Source organism: Kordiimonas marina (assembly GCF_023006325.1).
GTDB lineage: Bacteria > Pseudomonadota > Alphaproteobacteria > Sphingomonadales > Kordiimonadaceae > Kordiimonas > Kordiimonas marina.
The window spans coordinates 81,657-97,051 of record NZ_JAINDF010000005.1; the positions used below are offsets into that span (position 1 = coordinate 81,657).

Below are 15,395 nucleotides of genomic sequence, written 5' to 3' on the forward strand. Positions count from 1 at the left end.
CCGGCTTACTGGCTGTCGGATCGACTGTCGGATCGACTGGCGGACTGACTGCCGGACGGTGCGGAGGCCGAAGCCCCCGCAGCGCCAGCATCCTGATCCTGGGGCAGTTTCACTGCCGCGCGGCCCGGGAAGGAGCCACCATAGTCCTCGATGTCAAAGTCGGGCGAGGCGCCCCAGGGCAGGACATGGTCTTTCGCCATCTGGAGATTGACGAAAGTAGTGCCTTTTTTCTCATGAATGCGGATGCCGTCTTCGGCCGACGGACCAAAGAGCGCGGCCCAGAAGCTGTTTACAACACCGTCCCAGATGATGTCCGGGAGCGGCAGGCCGGTCTTGGGCTCGATCAGCGTTTTTGCCAGCTTGTCCGGCGCATAGCCCGCCTTGCCATAGCGGTTGTCATGGATATAAATCCGGCGCGGCATCGGGATATAGGTCGGGTCGGTAAAGTCCCGCGGGTAGGATGCCAGAAGCACGTTGGTGGTGGCATTGCCGCCAATATCATTGTCGAAAATTTCCACATCGCGGTTCGCCATCACCATGATGCCGGTGCCCATGGGCACGGTGCCGACGATGTTGCCTTCGGGCGCGAAGTTGGCGGTGTCGTTATCGACCGACCGGTTATGGTAGATGCGGATCGAATGGCCGCCCATCTGCGGCAGGTTCGGCATGTCGAACGCCAGAATGCCGCCGGTATTGTGGGTGGCAACATTGTCGTGCACGTCGGCGAAATAGCAGTTTTCGATCTCGATGCCGGCGACGTTATATTCGGCGCGGCTGTTGCGGACGATGATGTGCTGGCTTTGGCCAACATAAATGCCCGCGTCCGACGCACCCTTCACCACGGCGCCGTCGATCAGCACATTTTTGGATTGGACCGGGTAAAGGCCGTAGGAGCCATTGTTCGGGCTGGGACCGCCGGTCCATTCAACCCGCACCCCGATCATGGAAACCGTATCGACGCCTTTGGTCTTGATGCCGTCACCGGGTGTGTCCTCGATGGCGAAGCCTTCGAGCCGAACCCCGTCAGACGTGACCAGAAGGCCTTCGCCACCGTTCGTCTGCCCCTTGTAGGAAAAGACGGTCTGGTCCATGCCCGCGCCTTTGAGGGTGATACCCTGGACGTCGATCGACAGCCCGCCAGTCATGTCAAAATGGCCGGGGCCGATCTCGATCGTCGTGCCCGGTTCCGCCATGATGAGCGCTTCCTGTAACCGTCCTTCGAAATTGTCGCCCGCGGCGATCTGCACCACCTTGTCGGCGGCGTGCGCGGCGAATCCAAAATTCATCACGAATAGGGCCACCATGAACATGGCGGCCGACATGCTTGTCAGCTTTTTCATTATTCCTCCCCCCGCCCCACGCCTGTCCAAAAGCAATGGGACTCATTAATTCCTCCTTTGCAACTGTGCCGAAGCCAAATGCCCGCGTCAAGGTAAAGTGAAACATTTTCACTTTATGAGGCTTGAATTAGGCTTGGGGCTATGGCAAGGCCTTGGCTCGCAACCTCCGACAAAGGAAGGGATGAGGGTGACCAAAATCACCAGTGCCGCGACCAAAAAGACGCCGAAGCAGGCCCGCGCCCGTGCGCGTGTGGACGCTATCCTCACGGCGACCGAGCAGCTGCTCGTGGCGGAAGGCCCGAACGGGCTGACCACAACGGCGATCGCGCGCGCGGCCGACATCCCCGTGGGCTCGGTCTATCAATATTTCGCCGACCGCGACGATATCCTCGAACAGCTGTACCATGCGGCCTACGACCATGTGATCGGCCAAGTGGCGGATCATCTGGAAACCCTGTCAGGCCCCATGGACCTGAAGACAATCATCCACGGGCTTCTGACCACCTTCTGGCAGGAAGCCCGCGCCCACACAACCTTCCGGCCGCTGACCCGCTGGGCCAACAGCAGCCATTCCCTGTGGGAGGTCACCCCCGGGGTTCACAGCAGCCTCGACGACCTGATTGCCCGCGTGCTTGAAAAAGCCGGTGTATCTGTGGCCGAGGCGCGGCAGCTTGCCGTGATGAAAACCGTGAGCACGACGGTCTCGATCCTGGTCGATCAGGCGATCGAGGAGCAGGACGAAATCCTGGCAGAACAACTTATCGACGAGCTTGCACATCTTGTGTCTTCCTATCTATCCTGAGGCGCGCCCCAAAGCGGGCCCCGCAACGATAGACCTGCGACGATAGAGAGGAAAACGACCATGCTGAAAATAGCCAAAAGCGGCGCAATGGACTGGATGCTGAGGGAAGGCCCCGGCAATTACCGGATCGAGCGCCGCCCGCTGACCCCGGAAACCCACGCCTGCAACCTTGGCTGCAGCCGCTACCGGCTGGAGCCCGGCAAGAAATCCTGCCCGGCGCATTATCATTATGGCAACGACGAAGCGATTTACGTCCTGTCCGGCGAGCTGACGCTGCTGTTCGACGGCCAGCCCCATACCCTGACGGAAGGCGACTATGTCACCCTGCCGCGCGGCACGGGAGATGCGCACCAGCTTGAAAACCGTTCCCTCACGCCTGTTGAATATCTGTGCTTCTCGACCATGGAGCCCGCCGACGTCATCATGTATCCGAATTCCGGCAAGATCGGCGTGTTCGGCGGCGGTGCCCCCGGTGGCGCGGAGAGCGAAGTAAGCGTCCGCCAATGGGTGAAGGATGACGCCATCGATTATTGGGCCGGTGAAGAAGACTGAGGCATAAAAAAGCAAAGCCAAAGAAAAAGGGCCGGTCCATTTGGGCCAGCCCTTTTTGTCGTTGATAAAGCCTGCACAGCCTATTCGGTCAGGTCGTCCCACAGGTCCTTGACCTTGGAGAAGAAGCCTTCCGAGCGCGGCGAAACCTGATCACCGCCTTCGGCCGCAAACTCTTCCATCAGCTCGCGCTGGCGTTTGGTCAGGTTAACCGGGGTTTCGACCACGGTTTCGATGATCATGTCGCCCACGAAGCCGCCGTTGAGTTCCGGCATACCCTTGCCCTTGAGGCGGAACTGACGGCCCGATTGGGTGCCATCCGGGATTTTGATGCGCGCGCGTTTGCCTTCGATGGTCGGCACCTCGATATGCCCGCCGAGCGTGGCTGTCGTCATCGGGATCGGTACCTGGCAATAGAGCATGTCGCCGTCCCTTTTGAACAAGGGATGCGGCTTGATCGAGAGGAAGATGTAAAGGTCACCCGGCGGAGCGCCGCGGCTGCCGGCTTCGCCTTCGCCCGACAGGCGGATGCGGGTGCCTTCTTCAACCCCTTGCGGGATCTTGACCTGAAGCGTCTTGTCCTTGTGCACTGTGCCCGCGCCCCGGCAGGTCTTGCACGGGTTGATGATGATACGGCCGGAGCCATGACATTTCGGACAGGTCCGTTCGACCATGAAGAAGCCCTGGGTCGCGCGCACTTTACCGGCGCCGCCGCAGGTATCACAGGCTTCCGGGCTGGAGCCGGGTTCGGCGCCTGAACCCTCACAGGTTTCACACGGGACCGAGGTCGGCACCGTGATCTGCTCGGTCTTGCCGTTGTAGGCTTCTTCAAGCGTGATTTCCATGTTGAAGCGCAGGTCCGAGCCGCGCTGGGCCTGAGGTCCACGACCCCCGCCGCGGCGACGGCCGCCGCCCATGAAATCACCGAAGAATTCCTCAAACACGTCGGAGAAATCGAACCCGCCAGCACCGGGGCCGCCAGCGCCGCCCATGCCGCCTTCAAAGGCTGCATGACCGTAGCGGTCATAGGCCGCGCGCTTGTCCTTATCCTTCAGGACATCGTAGGCCTGGTTGATTTCCTTGAATTTCTGTTCCGCTTCCGCGTTATCCGGGTTGCGGTCGGGGTGATATTGCATCGCGAGCTTACGGAACGCCTTTTTAAGTGCGGCGTCATCAACGTCGCGGCTCACGCCCAATAGTTCATAATAATCTTGCTGGGACACAGACGATCTCCGTGAAATCTGTCCTTCCGCCCTGAACCTTGCCTATCTCTATGACAGGCAAGCGCCGCCCCCAAGCCTTTGGAGGCGGCGCCAGCGTTCTTTGGCGTCAGGCAACCACCTTACTTTTTGTTGTCGTCGACTTCTTCGAAGTCCACATCGACAACATCGTCTGCGTCACCGCCTTCGGCCTTATGCTCGTCGGTCACTTCCTGTTCCGACCCGGCCTGCGCGGCTTCTTCCTGGCTTGCCTTGTAGATCTGTTCGCCAAGCTTCATCGAGGCCTGCGCCAGCGCTTCGGACTTCTGCTTGATGGCATCGGCATCGTCGCCTTCAAGCGCGGTCTTCAGGTCGGCAATTGCGGTCTCAATGGCTTTCTTGTCGTCATCCGACACTTTGTCGCCATGCTCGGCAAGGTTCTTTTCGGCCGAGTGAACGAGGGCTTCACCCTGGTTCTTGGCTTCAACCATTTCCTTGCGCTGCTTGTCGGCTTCGGCGTTGGCTTCAGCGTCCTTGACCATGCGCTCGATGTCGTCGTCCGAGAGACCACCCGAGGCCTGGATGCGGATCTGCTGTTCCTTGCCGGTGCCTTTGTCCTTCGCCGAGACGTTGACGATACCGTTGGCGTCGATGTCGAAGGTCACCTCAATCTGCGGTACGCCGCGCGGTGCGGGCGGAATGCCGACGAGGTCGAACTGGCCGAGGACTTTGTTGTCCGCTGCCATTTCGCGTTCACCCTGGAACACGCGGATGGTCACGGCTCCCTGGTTGTCCTCAGCGGTCGAGAAGACCTGGGACTTCTTGGTCGGGATCGTGGTGTTGCGGTCGATGAGGCGGGTAAACACGCCACCGAGCGTTTCGATACCGAGCGACAGCGGGGTTACGTCCAGAAGCAGAACGTCTTTGACGTCGCCCTGCAGAACACCGGCCTGGATGGCGGCACCCATGGCAACCACTTCGTCCGGGTTCACACCCTTGTGCGGCTCGCGGCCGAAGAATTCCTTCACGACTTCCTGGATTTTCGGCATGCGGGTCTGACCGCCGACGAGAACGACGTCGTCGATTTCACCGGCTGCGAGACCAGCGTCCTTCAGGGCCTTCTTGCAGGGCTCGAGCGTGCGCTTGACCAGATCCTCAACCAGGCTTTCGAGCTTGGCGCGGGTCAGTTTGATCTGCAGGTGCTTCGGACCGGAAGCGTCCGCCGTGATGAACGGCAGGTTGACTTCGGTCTGCTGCGACGAGGAAAGCTCGATCTTGGCTTTTTCAGCCGCTTCCTTCAGACGCTGGAGCGCCATCCGGTCGCCTTTAAGGTCGATGCCGTTTTCCTTTTTGAACTCACCGGCCAGATAGTCGACGATGCGCATGTCGAAGTCTTCACCGCCGAGGAACGTGTCACCGTTCGTCGACTTCACTTCGAAGACGCCGTCACCGATTTCCAGAACCGATACGTCGAAGGTACCGCCGCCAAGGTCGAACACGGCGATGGTGTGGCCGTCTTCTTTCTCAAGCCCGTAGGCGAGCGCGGCCGCGGTCGGCTCGTTGATGATACGCAGTACTTCAAGGCCCGCGATCTTGCCGGCGTCTTTCGTCGCCTGGCGCTGAGCGTCGTTGAAGTATGCAGGTACGGTGATCACGGCCTGGTCAACATTCTCGCCGAGGTAGCTTTCAGCGGTTTCCTTCATTTTCTGAAGGATCATCGCCGAAACCTGGCTCGGGGAATATTTCTCACCCTTGGCTTCGACCCAGGCATCGCCGTTCGGCGCCTTGACGATCGAATAGGGGACCATGTCCAGATCTTTTTGCGTGGTCGGGTCGTCGAAGGTACGGCCGATAAGACGCTTGATGGCAAACAGCGTGTCAGCCGGGTTAGTGACCGCCTGGCGCTTTGCCGGCTGGCCAACGAGACGCTCTGCTTCGCCGGTGAAACCGACGATCGACGGCGTGGTGCGGGCACCTTCCGCGTTTTCGATAACTTTAGGTTTGGACCCGTCCATGATGGCAACGCACGAGTTGGTGGTGCCGAGATCGATACCGATTACTTTACCCATTTTATACCTCTTCCCTTTGCAGCCGACTGCCCCGGGCCCATACGGCACCCTTTTGCAGCCTCTTGGGGTTAGCGTTCTTTGGTTAATGGCAGGTCCCCAAAACATCCGGGTAACTACCTGTTTCAGGGCCTATATAAGGTTGCCCCGAGGGCCCCGCAAGGGCGGGGACGTATAAAATTTGCCTTTTCCAGCATTGTTTTCCAGCGTATAGGGCCAAAGAAGAAACGGCGGTGTGGGCAAACCCGGCCCGTCAAAAAATTCAACCGGTACCATTCTGTGATTGAAAAAGGGCGGTTCGCCGCTAAACTCCGGCCCATGACAACAAAAGAAAAAGCACCTTCAGGCAACGGCGGGGAAGACAAAGCAGAGCCAAAAGCCCGCTCCGGCGGCAGCGAAGCGCTCATGCTCCTCAAAGACCTTGCGGTCATCATTCTTATCTATCTGCTGTTCACCACATTCGGCTGGGGCAGCTATCATATTCCGTCAAGCAGCATGGAACCGACGCTCGAGGTCGGTGACCGGATTTTCGTTTCCAAGCTCGTTTACGGCTACAATAAATATTCCTTTCCGTTCCAGGTCGTTCCCATCGAGAAGCGCATTTTCGATGGTGAGCCCAAGCGCGGCGATGTCGTTGTCTTCACGCTGCCCTACCGGAACAACACCGACTTCATCAAACGCGTGATCGGCCTGCCGGGCGACACGGTCCAGATGAAGGGCGGCCGGCTTTATATCAACGGCACGATGGTGCCGCGCACACTGATCCGCGAAGTCAATTACACCGACTATCAGGGAACCCAGCGCCGGGTGAAGGAATATGAAGAAACCCTGCCCGGTGGGGTGAAGCACCGTATCTATGAACAGACCGACAAAGGCGACATGGATACGACGATGCTCTATCTCGTGCCGGAAGGCACCTATTTCATGATGGGTGACAACCGCGACAACTCGATGGACAGCCGCTACCTGACCCACATGGGCTTCGTCAAGCACCAGTATCTGGTCGGCCGCGCCGATATCACCTCCATCAGTTTCTATAACTGTGCCGAAGGCAAGGATATCTGGTGCCCGCTCCATATCCCGCTTGGGCGCTTCTTCAAGCGTATCCACTGAACAAGTAGGCCGCAGTGAAACGTCACCTCATCAAAAACTGGCCGATATACCTGGGGGCGATGGGGACGGCAGTCATCATCTATGTGGTCTTGACCTTCAACAGCTACCGCATCCTGTCCGGCAGCATGGAACCGACTTTGGAAGTCGGCGACCGGCTGGTCACGGACAGGTTCGCCTACCGGATGGACGGCACCGATGCCGCCCAAAAACCCCAGCGGGGCGATATCATCGTCTTCACCCTTCGGAACACCCCTTATCTCAAGCGGGTCGAAGGCCTGCCCGGAGACAGCTTGCAGCTTAAAGATGGCCGGCTTTATATCAATGGCACGCTGGTGCAGCGGGATTATGTCCGCGACCTTGATTATATCGATTATCGGGGCGCCCCACAGCATGTGAAGCTGTATCGGGAAACCCTGCCGGGCGGCCGGTCCTACCCAATATATGAGCATACCGACCAGGGCAGGGCGGACAACACGCCGCTTTACATCGTGCCGAACGGACATTATTTCGTGCTCGGCGACAACCGCGACAATTCGCTCGACAGCCGCTTTCTGACCCACATGGGCTTTATCAAGTCCAATGAGATCGGCGGAAAAGCGCGCTTCATTACGTTCAGCCTGTATGACTGCACACCACGAAGGGGCGCGGCTTGCCCCGGCGGCACAGCCTTCAGCCGTTTTTTCACGCGTCTTCAGTAAAGGGGGGATATCCCTGCCATGACAACCCAGATCCGCCGTTTCCTAATGGACCTTGTGACCATCTTCGCCTTCTGGCTCATCTTCACGACCGCCGGCTGGCAAAGTTTCAATATCGTCTCCGGCAGCCTGGAGCCGACGCTCGAGGTTGGCGACCGCATCATGGTCCGGAAATTCGCCTACGGCTATAACCGCTTCTCGGTGCCCTTCAACCCGAAATTCCTCGGCGACCACCGCATCTTCTTCACCGCGCCCAAGCGCGGCGATATCGCGCTGTTCCGCCTGCCCTACATGCAGAACGAGGACCTGATCAAACGGGTGATCGGCTTGCCGGGCGACACGGTGCAGATGAAACAAGGCCGGCTTTACATCAACGGCAAGATCGTCCCGCGCACCAAAATCCGCGACGTTAATTACACCGACTATCAGGGCATGCCCCAGCATGCGACCGAATATGAGGAAACGCTGCCGAACGGGGTCAAACACCGGATTTACGAGCGGACGGATGAAGGCGAGGTAGACAATACCGGCCTCTATGTCGTCCCCGCCGGGCATTATTTCATGATGGGCGATAACCGCGACGATTCCCTGGATAGCCGCTTCCTTTCCCACATGGGCTATGTCGACCAGAAATACCTGGTCGGCCGCGCCGATATCACCACCTTCAGCCTCTATGACTGCGACCAGGGCAAGGCGATCAGCTGTTCGGCGGGTATTCCGCTCGGCCGCTTCTTCAAAGTGATCCACTGATCAGTATTTGGGGCGCGAAAGACGCGCCCCAACACCAGTCCTGAAATTTCACCCGACCGGACGGATTACATCCGGTACAGGGCGCAGATTTTGTTGCCCGACGGATCACGCAGGTAAGCGAGATAGAGTTTCCGGCCGCCGCCTTCGCGGACGCCCGGCGGGTCTTCGATCGCGCGCCCGCCATGGGCGAGGCCGGCCGCATGCCAGGCATCAACCATTTCCGGGCTGTCGGCGGCGAAGCCGAGCGTGCTGCCGTTGCCGCAGCTTGCCGGTGCGCCGTCGATTGGTTTCGTCAGCGCGAAAACACTGCCCTTGTCGACGTAGAAGCAGCGGCCCTTTTCATCCATCACACCGGCCGGATGACCCAGCACTTCCATCGTTGCGTCGTAAAATTTCTTGGATTCGGCCACATCGTCGGCCCCGAGCATTACATGGCTGAACATACGCTCACCCCTTTCCTTGCATAAAAGACTATGTCGTTTTCATCAGATAACGCCGAATGGCGCGCGGTCAATTTTTATGACCCGAACTTCATGCACACAGCCCACCATCGATCAGCATTGCGGTGCCGTTGATCTGCGCCGCGGCGTCCGACGCCAGATAGAGGATCAGCGCCGCCACCTCATCGGGCTGGGTCATCCGGCCGCTCGGGCTTTCAGAATCCCACGTCTTCAGGGCTTCCGAAAGCGCGAGCCCCTCATCCGCCGCTTCCTTTTCCAGCATCGGCGTGACCACATCACCGGGGCAGACAGCATTGATAGTGATGCCTTCGCGGGCATGGTCCCGCGCCATCGCACGTGTGAGCAGCACAAGCCCGCCCTTGCTGGCGCAGTAAGCCGCGGCATGTTCACCGCCCCGGAGGCCCCAGTCGGACGCGACATTGATGATGCGGCCCTTTGTCTCCCGAAGGTGCGGCAGTGCCGCGCGGCTCAGGTAAAAAGGCGCGTCCAGATTGACGCCCATGATGCTGCGCCAGTCTGCATCCGTGGTGTGTTCCACATCCGCGCGCTTGATGATGCCCGCGCAGTTGACCAGCACATCCAGCCGCCCGAAGCGGGAAACACAGGTTTCCACAAGGTCAGCACAGGCTTTGGGGCCATCGATATCACCGACGACCGTTTCGATCCCGTCAGGGTGCGCCGCCGTCAACAGGTCAAGCCGGGCCTGGTCCCGTCCGGTGGCGAGCACGCGGTAGCCCGCGATGGCGAAAGCAAGCGCGGTCGCGCGGCCAATGCCGGAACTGGCCCCGGTCACGAGGGCGGTTTTGGTCACAGGTTCCAAATCGGGTCCTTCAGTTTTTCGATGAAAGCGGCATGAACCGCGCGTTCCTCGGCACTGACCGGGAAGCTGCGGCGTTCACGGGTTTTTCTTTCGCGCACGACCATGGCAGCGCCGGCATCGACCGCAAGGTCAAGCCCGGCCTGACGGCCGCCCATCAGCTCGACATACACATCGGCGAGGATTTCGGAATCGAGCAGGGCGCCGTGAAGCGTCCGGTGGCTGTTCGACACCCCGAAACGTTTGCAGAGCGCATCAAGGCTGTTGGGCTGGCCCGGGAATTTGCTGCGCGCGATGGCGAGCGTATCGATGAAACGCTTGGGGTGGATGATCTTGCGCCCGGCGTTCTCCAGCTCCCAGTTGATGAAGCGCATATCGAACTCGGCATTGTGGGCGACAAGCACGCTGTCATCGCCGACATATTCCAGGAATTCGTCCATCACTTCGGTGAAGCGCGGTTTGTCCTTAAGGAACTCGGTGGTGATGCCATGGACCTTCACCGCCGCTTCCGGCACGTCCCGGTCCGGGTTTACATAGGCATGATAGTGGCTGCCGGTCAGCCGCTTTTCGACCATCTCGACAAGGCCGATTTCAATGAGCCGGTCGCCGGTCATCGGGTCGAAGCCGGTGGTTTCGGTATCGAATATCAGCTCACGTGCAGTCATGAAATGGCCTCTAGCTCTTCAACGATTTTTTTCACCTGCGCCCGGGCGTCCTCGAGCCCACGGCTGGTGTCGACAATATAGTCGGCGCCCACGCGCTTGTCAGCGTCCGGTGTCTGGCGCGCGAGAATATGCTCGAACTTTTCCACGGTCATGCCGGGCCGGGCCAATACGCGCGCGCGCTGCACATCCGCAGGAGCGGAGACCACCACCACCTTGTCGCACGCCGCATTGCCGCCGGTCTCGAACAAAAGCGGGATATCGAGGATGACGAATTTGGCGCCCTGTTTTTCAGCGTCAGCAAAAAAGCCGACGCGTTCGTCAGCCACCATCGGGTGCATGATGGCCTCGAGCCGCTTCTTGGCTTCGGGGTCGGCGAACACCTGCGCGCCCAGCTTTTGCCGGTCGAGCACACCGTCCGCCACCACGCCCGGGAAGGCGGCGTCGATCGCGGGGATCGCGCGGCCATTCTTAACCTGAAGTTTGTGGACCGCGGCGTCGGCATCGAACACCGGCACACCGAGGGCCGCAAACATTTTCGCGGTTTCGCTTTTGCCCATGCCGATGGAGCCGGTGAGACCGATGATCTTCATTTTATCGCCGCCTCCAGAAGGGTTTTCAGCGCATCGTCATAGCCGACATCCTCACCGAACCAGATTTTGAAGGCCGCCGCCCCCTGGTGAACCAGCATACCAAGGCCGTCAACGGTGCGAAGCCCGCGTGCCCGGGCCGCCGCCAGAAGCGGCGTTTCCAAAGGCTTGTAGACGATATCATAGACGACCGTGTCGGACGCGGCCGCGCTGAGGTCCAGCTCCAGCGGCGGCTGGCCAACCATGCCAAGCGTCGTGGTGTTAACCACAAGGCCCGCAGCGGCAACCGCGCTGTTCCTGTCCTGCCAGTCGACCACGGTCATGCGGCCCCGGCCAATGTCCTCGGCGATTTTTTCGGCCTTTAACCGGGTGCGGTTCGAAATCATCACAAAGGGCAGGTCCTCAAGCAGCAGGCCCAGCGCGGCTGCCCGCGCGGCGCCCCCGGCCCCAAGGATGAGTGCCGGTTTGTCCTTCGGCCAATCAGGCACGCTGGTCTTGAGGTGGGTGACAAGGCCGATGCCGTCGGTGTTGAACCCGGTGAGCGTGCCGTCCGCTTCCACCTTCACCGTGTTGACCGCGCCCATCTGGCGGGCGAGCGGCGCAAGCTTGGTGATATACGGCAGGATTTTTTCCTTGTGCGGCACGGTGACATTGAAACCGCTATAGCCCTCAGCCACAAGGCGCTGAACCCCGGCCGCCAGGTTTTCCGGCTCAACCGCGACCGCTTCATACGCCCCCTCGATCCCCACCTCATGCATCCAGTGATTATGGATGAGGGGAGAAAGCGAATGGAAGATGGGCCAACCGATGACCGCTGCTTTTTTTAAGGTCTGCGTCATAGCGGCAGCATCTCCACCCGGCGCAGATAGTCAAGCACCGGCAACAAAGGCAGCCCGAGAATGGTGAAAAAATCGCCTTCGACGCGGGTGAATAGCTGGGCGCCAAGGCCTTCGAGCTGGTAGCAGCCGACACTCCAGAAGGCGGCATCGCCGATTTTATCCAGATAGTCCTCAATATACGCGCCACTGAGCGGCCGCATGACAAGCCGGGCTTCATCGAGCGCGCGCCACACCGGCTCCCCGTCCCGGCAGATGACCGCAGCCGAGATGAGCCTATGTTCACCACCCGCAAGCAAAGCCAGCTTCCCTGCGGCATCGGCTTTATCCTTGGCCTTGGAAAAAAGCTTGCCGTCCTTGACCAGCACCTGGTCGGCGCCGAGAACAAGCGCCCCCGGATGGCGGAAGCTGGTGGTGCGGGCTTTCAGTTCGGCGAGCGCATCGGCGATATCGCGCGCGGGCGCGCCTTCGGCCAGAAGCGCGTCTTTGATCTCACCTTCATCCACATGGGGCGGGTCAGTTTCAACTGGAACACCGACGCGAGCCAGCATGTCCGCCCGGGTGGTGCTGGCGGAGGCCAAAATCAGCTTGTCTGACATCAGGCCTGCTCCAGCTTGGCTTCGAGCCACTGGTTATAGCGGTTGATGATCGCGGCCGCGGTTTCCTCGATCGAGCGGCGGGAAACATCGATGATCGGCCAGCCGCGCTTGGTGCAGAAGCGGCGGCATTCCTTGATCTCATCCTGGATATGGTCGAGGTCGGTATAGTCGCCGTCCTCGCTTTCATGGATGGAGCGCAAGCGGCTGGTGCGGATCGCCGCCAGCCGGTCCGGGCTGGCGGTCAGGCCGATGACGAATTTACCGTGGTTATCATCCAGCTCCTTCGGCATCGGGCAGCTGGGGACGAACGGCACATTGAGGGTTTTATAGCCCTTGTTGGCAAGATAGATGCTGGTCGGCGTTTTCGAGGAGCGCGACACACCGACGAGGACAATATCGGCGAGCGGAATATCATGGGTGAGCTGGCCGTCATCATGCGCCATGGTGAAATGAAGCGCGTCGATCCGCTCAAAATAATGGGTGTCGAGCACATGCTGGCGCCCGGACTGGTGCGACGCCTCAACCCCGAAATAGGACCCCAGCAGGTTGATGACCGGATCGAGGATCGAGAGCACCGGCAGGTTGGCTTCCATACAGCCACGTTCCAGCGTTTCCCGGATCGTCGGGTTGACGATGGTGTACATAATCAGCCCCGGGTCTTCACGAATGTCCTCCATCAACCGTTCCATCTGCATGGAGGAGCGGACAAGCGGCCAGTAATGCTTGTGGACATTCACGCCCTCGAACTGGACCAGCGCGGCGGAGATGATCGCTTCAAGCGTTTCCCCCGTGGAGTCCGAAACAAGATGCAGGTGAAATTCCTGGTTATGAAGGGTCTCGGGCGGTGGAAGACTCATGGGAATAGCCTGTGGATAACTTGTTGGCGAAGCTGTTGAGAAAGGCAAAAGCTACCTTACCCCCAATTTGGAAAGCCATTGTCCATAAATTTGTTTTATCTGTCCACAGGCGAGCGTGTGTGGGGAAAATTTGCTATGGAGAGCCTCTATTTTGAGGTTATCCTCGTTATCCACAGCTAAATATGCCGTGGAATCCGTCGCTATTCACAGCTAATCCATAGGTTTACCAACAACTTGCCCCACCCTTGGCCAGATGAAGGGGATAATGTTGATAAGACTGTGGATAAGTAGTTTTCCACATGATTCACAGGCAACTACTACCGCTACAAATTCCTTTTATATAATTATATGTGTAGTAAGTAGAGCGGAGCGAAATTCCCGTTCCGTGTTCTAAATTCAAGGTCCGACCCTATGGCAAAAATCCTTCTAGAGACTCTCAAGGGGAACCCCGGTGAACGCGTGCCCTTCTGGTTCATGCGCCAGGCCGGTCGGTATTTGCCCGAATATAGGGAGGTGCGGGCGACGGCACCGTCCTTTATGGATTTTTGTTATGATCCGGCCAAGGCCACGGAAGTGACCCTGCAGCCGATCCGCCGGTATGGCATGGACGGCGCCATCCTGTTTGCCGATATTCTGGTGGTGCCGGATGCCTTGGGCCAGAAAGTCTGGTTCGAGAGCGGAAAAGGACCGCAGTTGGACCCGGTCCGCGAAGAAGATGCCTTTTCGAAGCTTTCCTTTGGCCATTTTCACGACCGGGCCGCGCCCGTTTATGAAACAGTGGGGCGGCTGCGGGCATCCTTGCCTGCAGAGGTGACCTTGCTTGGCTTCGCGGGCGCGCCCTGGACGGTTGCCACCTATATGGTGGAAGGTGCGGGCAGCAAGGACCACGCGGCCGCGCGCCAGCTTGGCTACGGTAACCCAGCGCTTTTCGACAAGATGCTCCAGCTGTTGGTGGATGCGACGGCAAGTTATCTGATCCGTCAGATTGAAGCTGGCGCCGATGCCGTGCAGATATTCGACAGCTGGGCCGCGGCACTGCCGGAACCGGCGTTTGAAAAATGGGTGATCGCGCCCACCAAGGCGATTGTCGACAAGGTCAAGCGCGCGCACCCGGAAACGCCGATCATCGGTTTCCCCCGGCTTGCCGGCGCCATGTTGCCGCGGTTCGTTGAAGAAACGGGTGTCGATGCCGTTTCGCTCGATACCGGTGTGCCGCTGGGCTGGGCGCGCGATGAAATCCAGAGCAAGGTTTGCGTCCAGGGCAACCTGGACCCGCATCTTGTCGTCTCCGGCGGCCAGCCGATGGTCGATGAAGCCAACCGCATTCTGGAAAATCTGAAGGGCGGGGCCCATGTTTTCAATCTCGGCCATGGTTTCGTGCCTGAAACACTGCCCGAAAATGTCGGGCTGCTCGCGGACACCATCAAGAATTTCCGGCGCTGATCGTTGGCGCTGACGGTTTAAGGGGGGACACAGATGGATTATCTCGACAGTCTGGTTGGCTATCTCGGCGGCGCTTACCTTTGGGTGAAAGCGCTTCACATCATCTGTGTCATCTTCTGGATGGCGGGCATGTTCATGCTGCCGCGCTATTTCGCCTATCATAGCGAATGCCCGGCAGGCTCCGACGAAGACGCCAAATGGATCGAGCGCGAACGGCGGCTGATGCGGATCATCATCAACCCGGCGATGAGCTTGGCCTGGTTGTTCGGCCTGATGCTGGTGGTGAATATCGGCCTGAAGACAGGCGGATGGCTGCATGTCAAACTCACGCTGGTGCTTCTGCTGTCGGGCTTTCACGGCATGTTGTCCAAATACCGCAAGGAATTTGCCGCGGGCGAGCGCAAGCGCGAGGGCAAATTCTATCGCATGATCAATGAAGTGCCGGCCTTTTTCATTATTGCCATCGTGCTTTTGGTAGTGACCAAAGCCTTCTGATCAGTCCCGCGTGCAACCCTATTTGCTTGACAGTCAGGCCCAAAATGATAGCTTATGCGGGTTCGGGTTTCACCGCCCGCACGTATCATCTTATAAAAATCCCACAGATTGCCGGTTTGTA

17 protein-coding genes are annotated in these 15,395 nt (G+C 59.2%); 7 read left to right on the top strand and 10 right to left on the bottom strand.

The window, feature by feature from the left end:
- Window positions 1–5: 5 nt before the first annotated feature.
- Window positions 6–1,340, bottom strand: a complete 1,335-nt coding sequence (locus tag K6118_RS12200) for a parallel beta-helix domain-containing protein (protein ID WP_247120642.1) — start codon at window positions 1,338–1,340, stop codon at window positions 6–8.
- Window positions 1,341–1,527: 187 nt separating this feature from the next.
- Between K6118_RS12200 and K6118_RS12205 the strand changes: the two genes are divergently transcribed.
- Window positions 1,528–2,142, top strand: coding sequence for a TetR/AcrR family transcriptional regulator (locus K6118_RS12205; RefSeq protein WP_247120643.1), 615 nt, complete (start codon window positions 1,528–1,530; stop codon window positions 2,140–2,142).
- A 60-nt stretch (window positions 2,143–2,202) separates the two neighbouring features.
- Window positions 2,203–2,694 carry a cupin domain-containing protein gene (locus K6118_RS12210; RefSeq protein ID WP_247120644.1) on the top strand — a complete coding sequence of 164 codons (492 nt, stop codon included), beginning with the start codon at window positions 2,203–2,205 and terminating at the stop codon, window positions 2,692–2,694.
- A gap of 80 nt (window positions 2,695–2,774) precedes the next feature.
- Here K6118_RS12210 and dnaJ read toward each other — a convergent pair whose 3' ends face one another.
- Together dnaJ and dnaK are read right to left on the bottom strand one after the other, a co-directional pair.
- The gene (dnaJ, locus tag K6118_RS12215) at window positions 2,775–3,914 is read right to left on the bottom strand and encodes a molecular chaperone DnaJ (RefSeq protein ID WP_247120645.1); all 1,140 of its coding nucleotides are present in this window, start codon (window positions 3,912–3,914) and stop codon (window positions 2,775–2,777) included.
- A 119-nt stretch (window positions 3,915–4,033) separates the two neighbouring features.
- Window positions 4,034–5,959 carry a molecular chaperone DnaK gene (dnaK, locus tag K6118_RS12220; RefSeq protein WP_247120646.1) on the bottom strand — a complete coding sequence of 642 codons (1,926 nt, stop codon included), beginning with the start codon at window positions 5,957–5,959 and terminating at the stop codon, window positions 4,034–4,036.
- Between the two features lie 315 nt (window positions 5,960–6,274).
- On the opposite strand from dnaK, the gene lepB (K6118_RS12225) reads away from it, so the two are divergent.
- The 3 genes from lepB (K6118_RS12225) to lepB (K6118_RS12235) are packed head-to-tail and all read left to right on the top strand — an operon-like array spanning window position 6,275 to window position 8,514.
- Window positions 6,275–7,069, top strand: a complete 795-nt coding sequence (lepB, locus tag K6118_RS12225; RefSeq protein WP_247120647.1) for a signal peptidase I — start codon at window positions 6,275–6,277, stop codon at window positions 7,067–7,069.
- 14 nt (window positions 7,070–7,083) lie between these two features.
- Window positions 7,084–7,767 (top strand): signal peptidase I, encoded by a 684-nt coding sequence (gene lepB, locus K6118_RS12230; RefSeq protein WP_247120648.1) that lies wholly within the window; start codon window positions 7,084–7,086, stop codon window positions 7,765–7,767.
- A gap of 18 nt (window positions 7,768–7,785) precedes the next feature.
- Window positions 7,786–8,514, top strand: coding sequence for a signal peptidase I (lepB, locus tag K6118_RS12235; protein ID WP_247120649.1), 729 nt, complete (start codon window positions 7,786–7,788; stop codon window positions 8,512–8,514).
- Window positions 8,515–8,579: 65 nt separating this feature from the next.
- On the opposite strand, the gene K6118_RS12240 is transcribed toward lepB (K6118_RS12235), so the two are convergent.
- The 7 genes from K6118_RS12240 to K6118_RS12270 form a co-directional block, all read right to left on the bottom strand.
- Window positions 8,580–8,957: a VOC family protein gene (locus K6118_RS12240; RefSeq protein WP_247120650.1), complete on the bottom strand. Its 378-nt coding sequence runs from the start codon at window positions 8,955–8,957 to the stop codon at window positions 8,580–8,582.
- 88 nt (window positions 8,958–9,045) lie between these two features.
- Complete coding sequence (locus tag K6118_RS12245; protein WP_247120651.1) at window positions 9,046–9,786, bottom strand: SDR family NAD(P)-dependent oxidoreductase; 741 nt, start codon at window positions 9,784–9,786, stop codon at window positions 9,046–9,048.
- Window positions 9,783–10,457 (bottom strand): DNA polymerase III subunit epsilon, encoded by a 675-nt coding sequence (gene dnaQ, locus K6118_RS12250; protein WP_247120652.1) that lies wholly within the window; start codon window positions 10,455–10,457, stop codon window positions 9,783–9,785. The genes K6118_RS12245 and dnaQ overlap by 4 nt, the downstream gene beginning before the upstream one ends.
- Window positions 10,454–11,047: a dephospho-CoA kinase gene (gene coaE, locus K6118_RS12255; RefSeq protein ID WP_247120653.1), complete on the bottom strand. Its 594-nt coding sequence runs from the start codon at window positions 11,045–11,047 to the stop codon at window positions 10,454–10,456. The genes dnaQ and coaE overlap by 4 nt, the downstream gene beginning before the upstream one ends.
- On the bottom strand, window positions 11,044–11,883 hold the full coding sequence (locus tag K6118_RS12260) for a shikimate dehydrogenase (protein WP_247120654.1): 840 nt from the start codon (window positions 11,881–11,883) through the stop codon (window positions 11,044–11,046). Before K6118_RS12260 ends, coaE begins: the two co-directional genes overlap by 4 nt.
- Entirely contained in the window at window positions 11,880–12,479 is a 600-nt protein-coding gene (locus tag K6118_RS12265) for a Maf family protein (RefSeq protein WP_247120655.1), read from the bottom strand. Before K6118_RS12265 ends, K6118_RS12260 begins: the two co-directional genes overlap by 4 nt.
- A complete protein-coding gene (locus tag K6118_RS12270) occupies window positions 12,479–13,336 on the bottom strand; it encodes a pyruvate, water dikinase regulatory protein (RefSeq protein WP_247120656.1) in 858 nt (285 codons plus the stop codon). The genes K6118_RS12265 and K6118_RS12270 overlap by 1 nt, the downstream gene beginning before the upstream one ends.
- Before the next feature lie 411 nt (window positions 13,337–13,747).
- Here K6118_RS12270 and hemE point away from each other — a divergent pair, with 411 nt between their 5' ends.
- Window positions 13,748–14,779 carry a uroporphyrinogen decarboxylase gene (gene hemE, locus K6118_RS12275; protein ID WP_247120657.1) on the top strand — a complete coding sequence of 344 codons (1,032 nt, stop codon included), beginning with the start codon at window positions 13,748–13,750 and terminating at the stop codon, window positions 14,777–14,779.
- A 33-nt stretch (window positions 14,780–14,812) separates the two neighbouring features.
- Entirely contained in the window at window positions 14,813–15,274 is a 462-nt protein-coding gene (gene hemJ, locus K6118_RS12280; protein ID WP_247120658.1) for a protoporphyrinogen oxidase HemJ, read from the top strand.
- The last annotated feature ends 121 nt before the right edge of the window (window positions 15,275–15,395 follow it).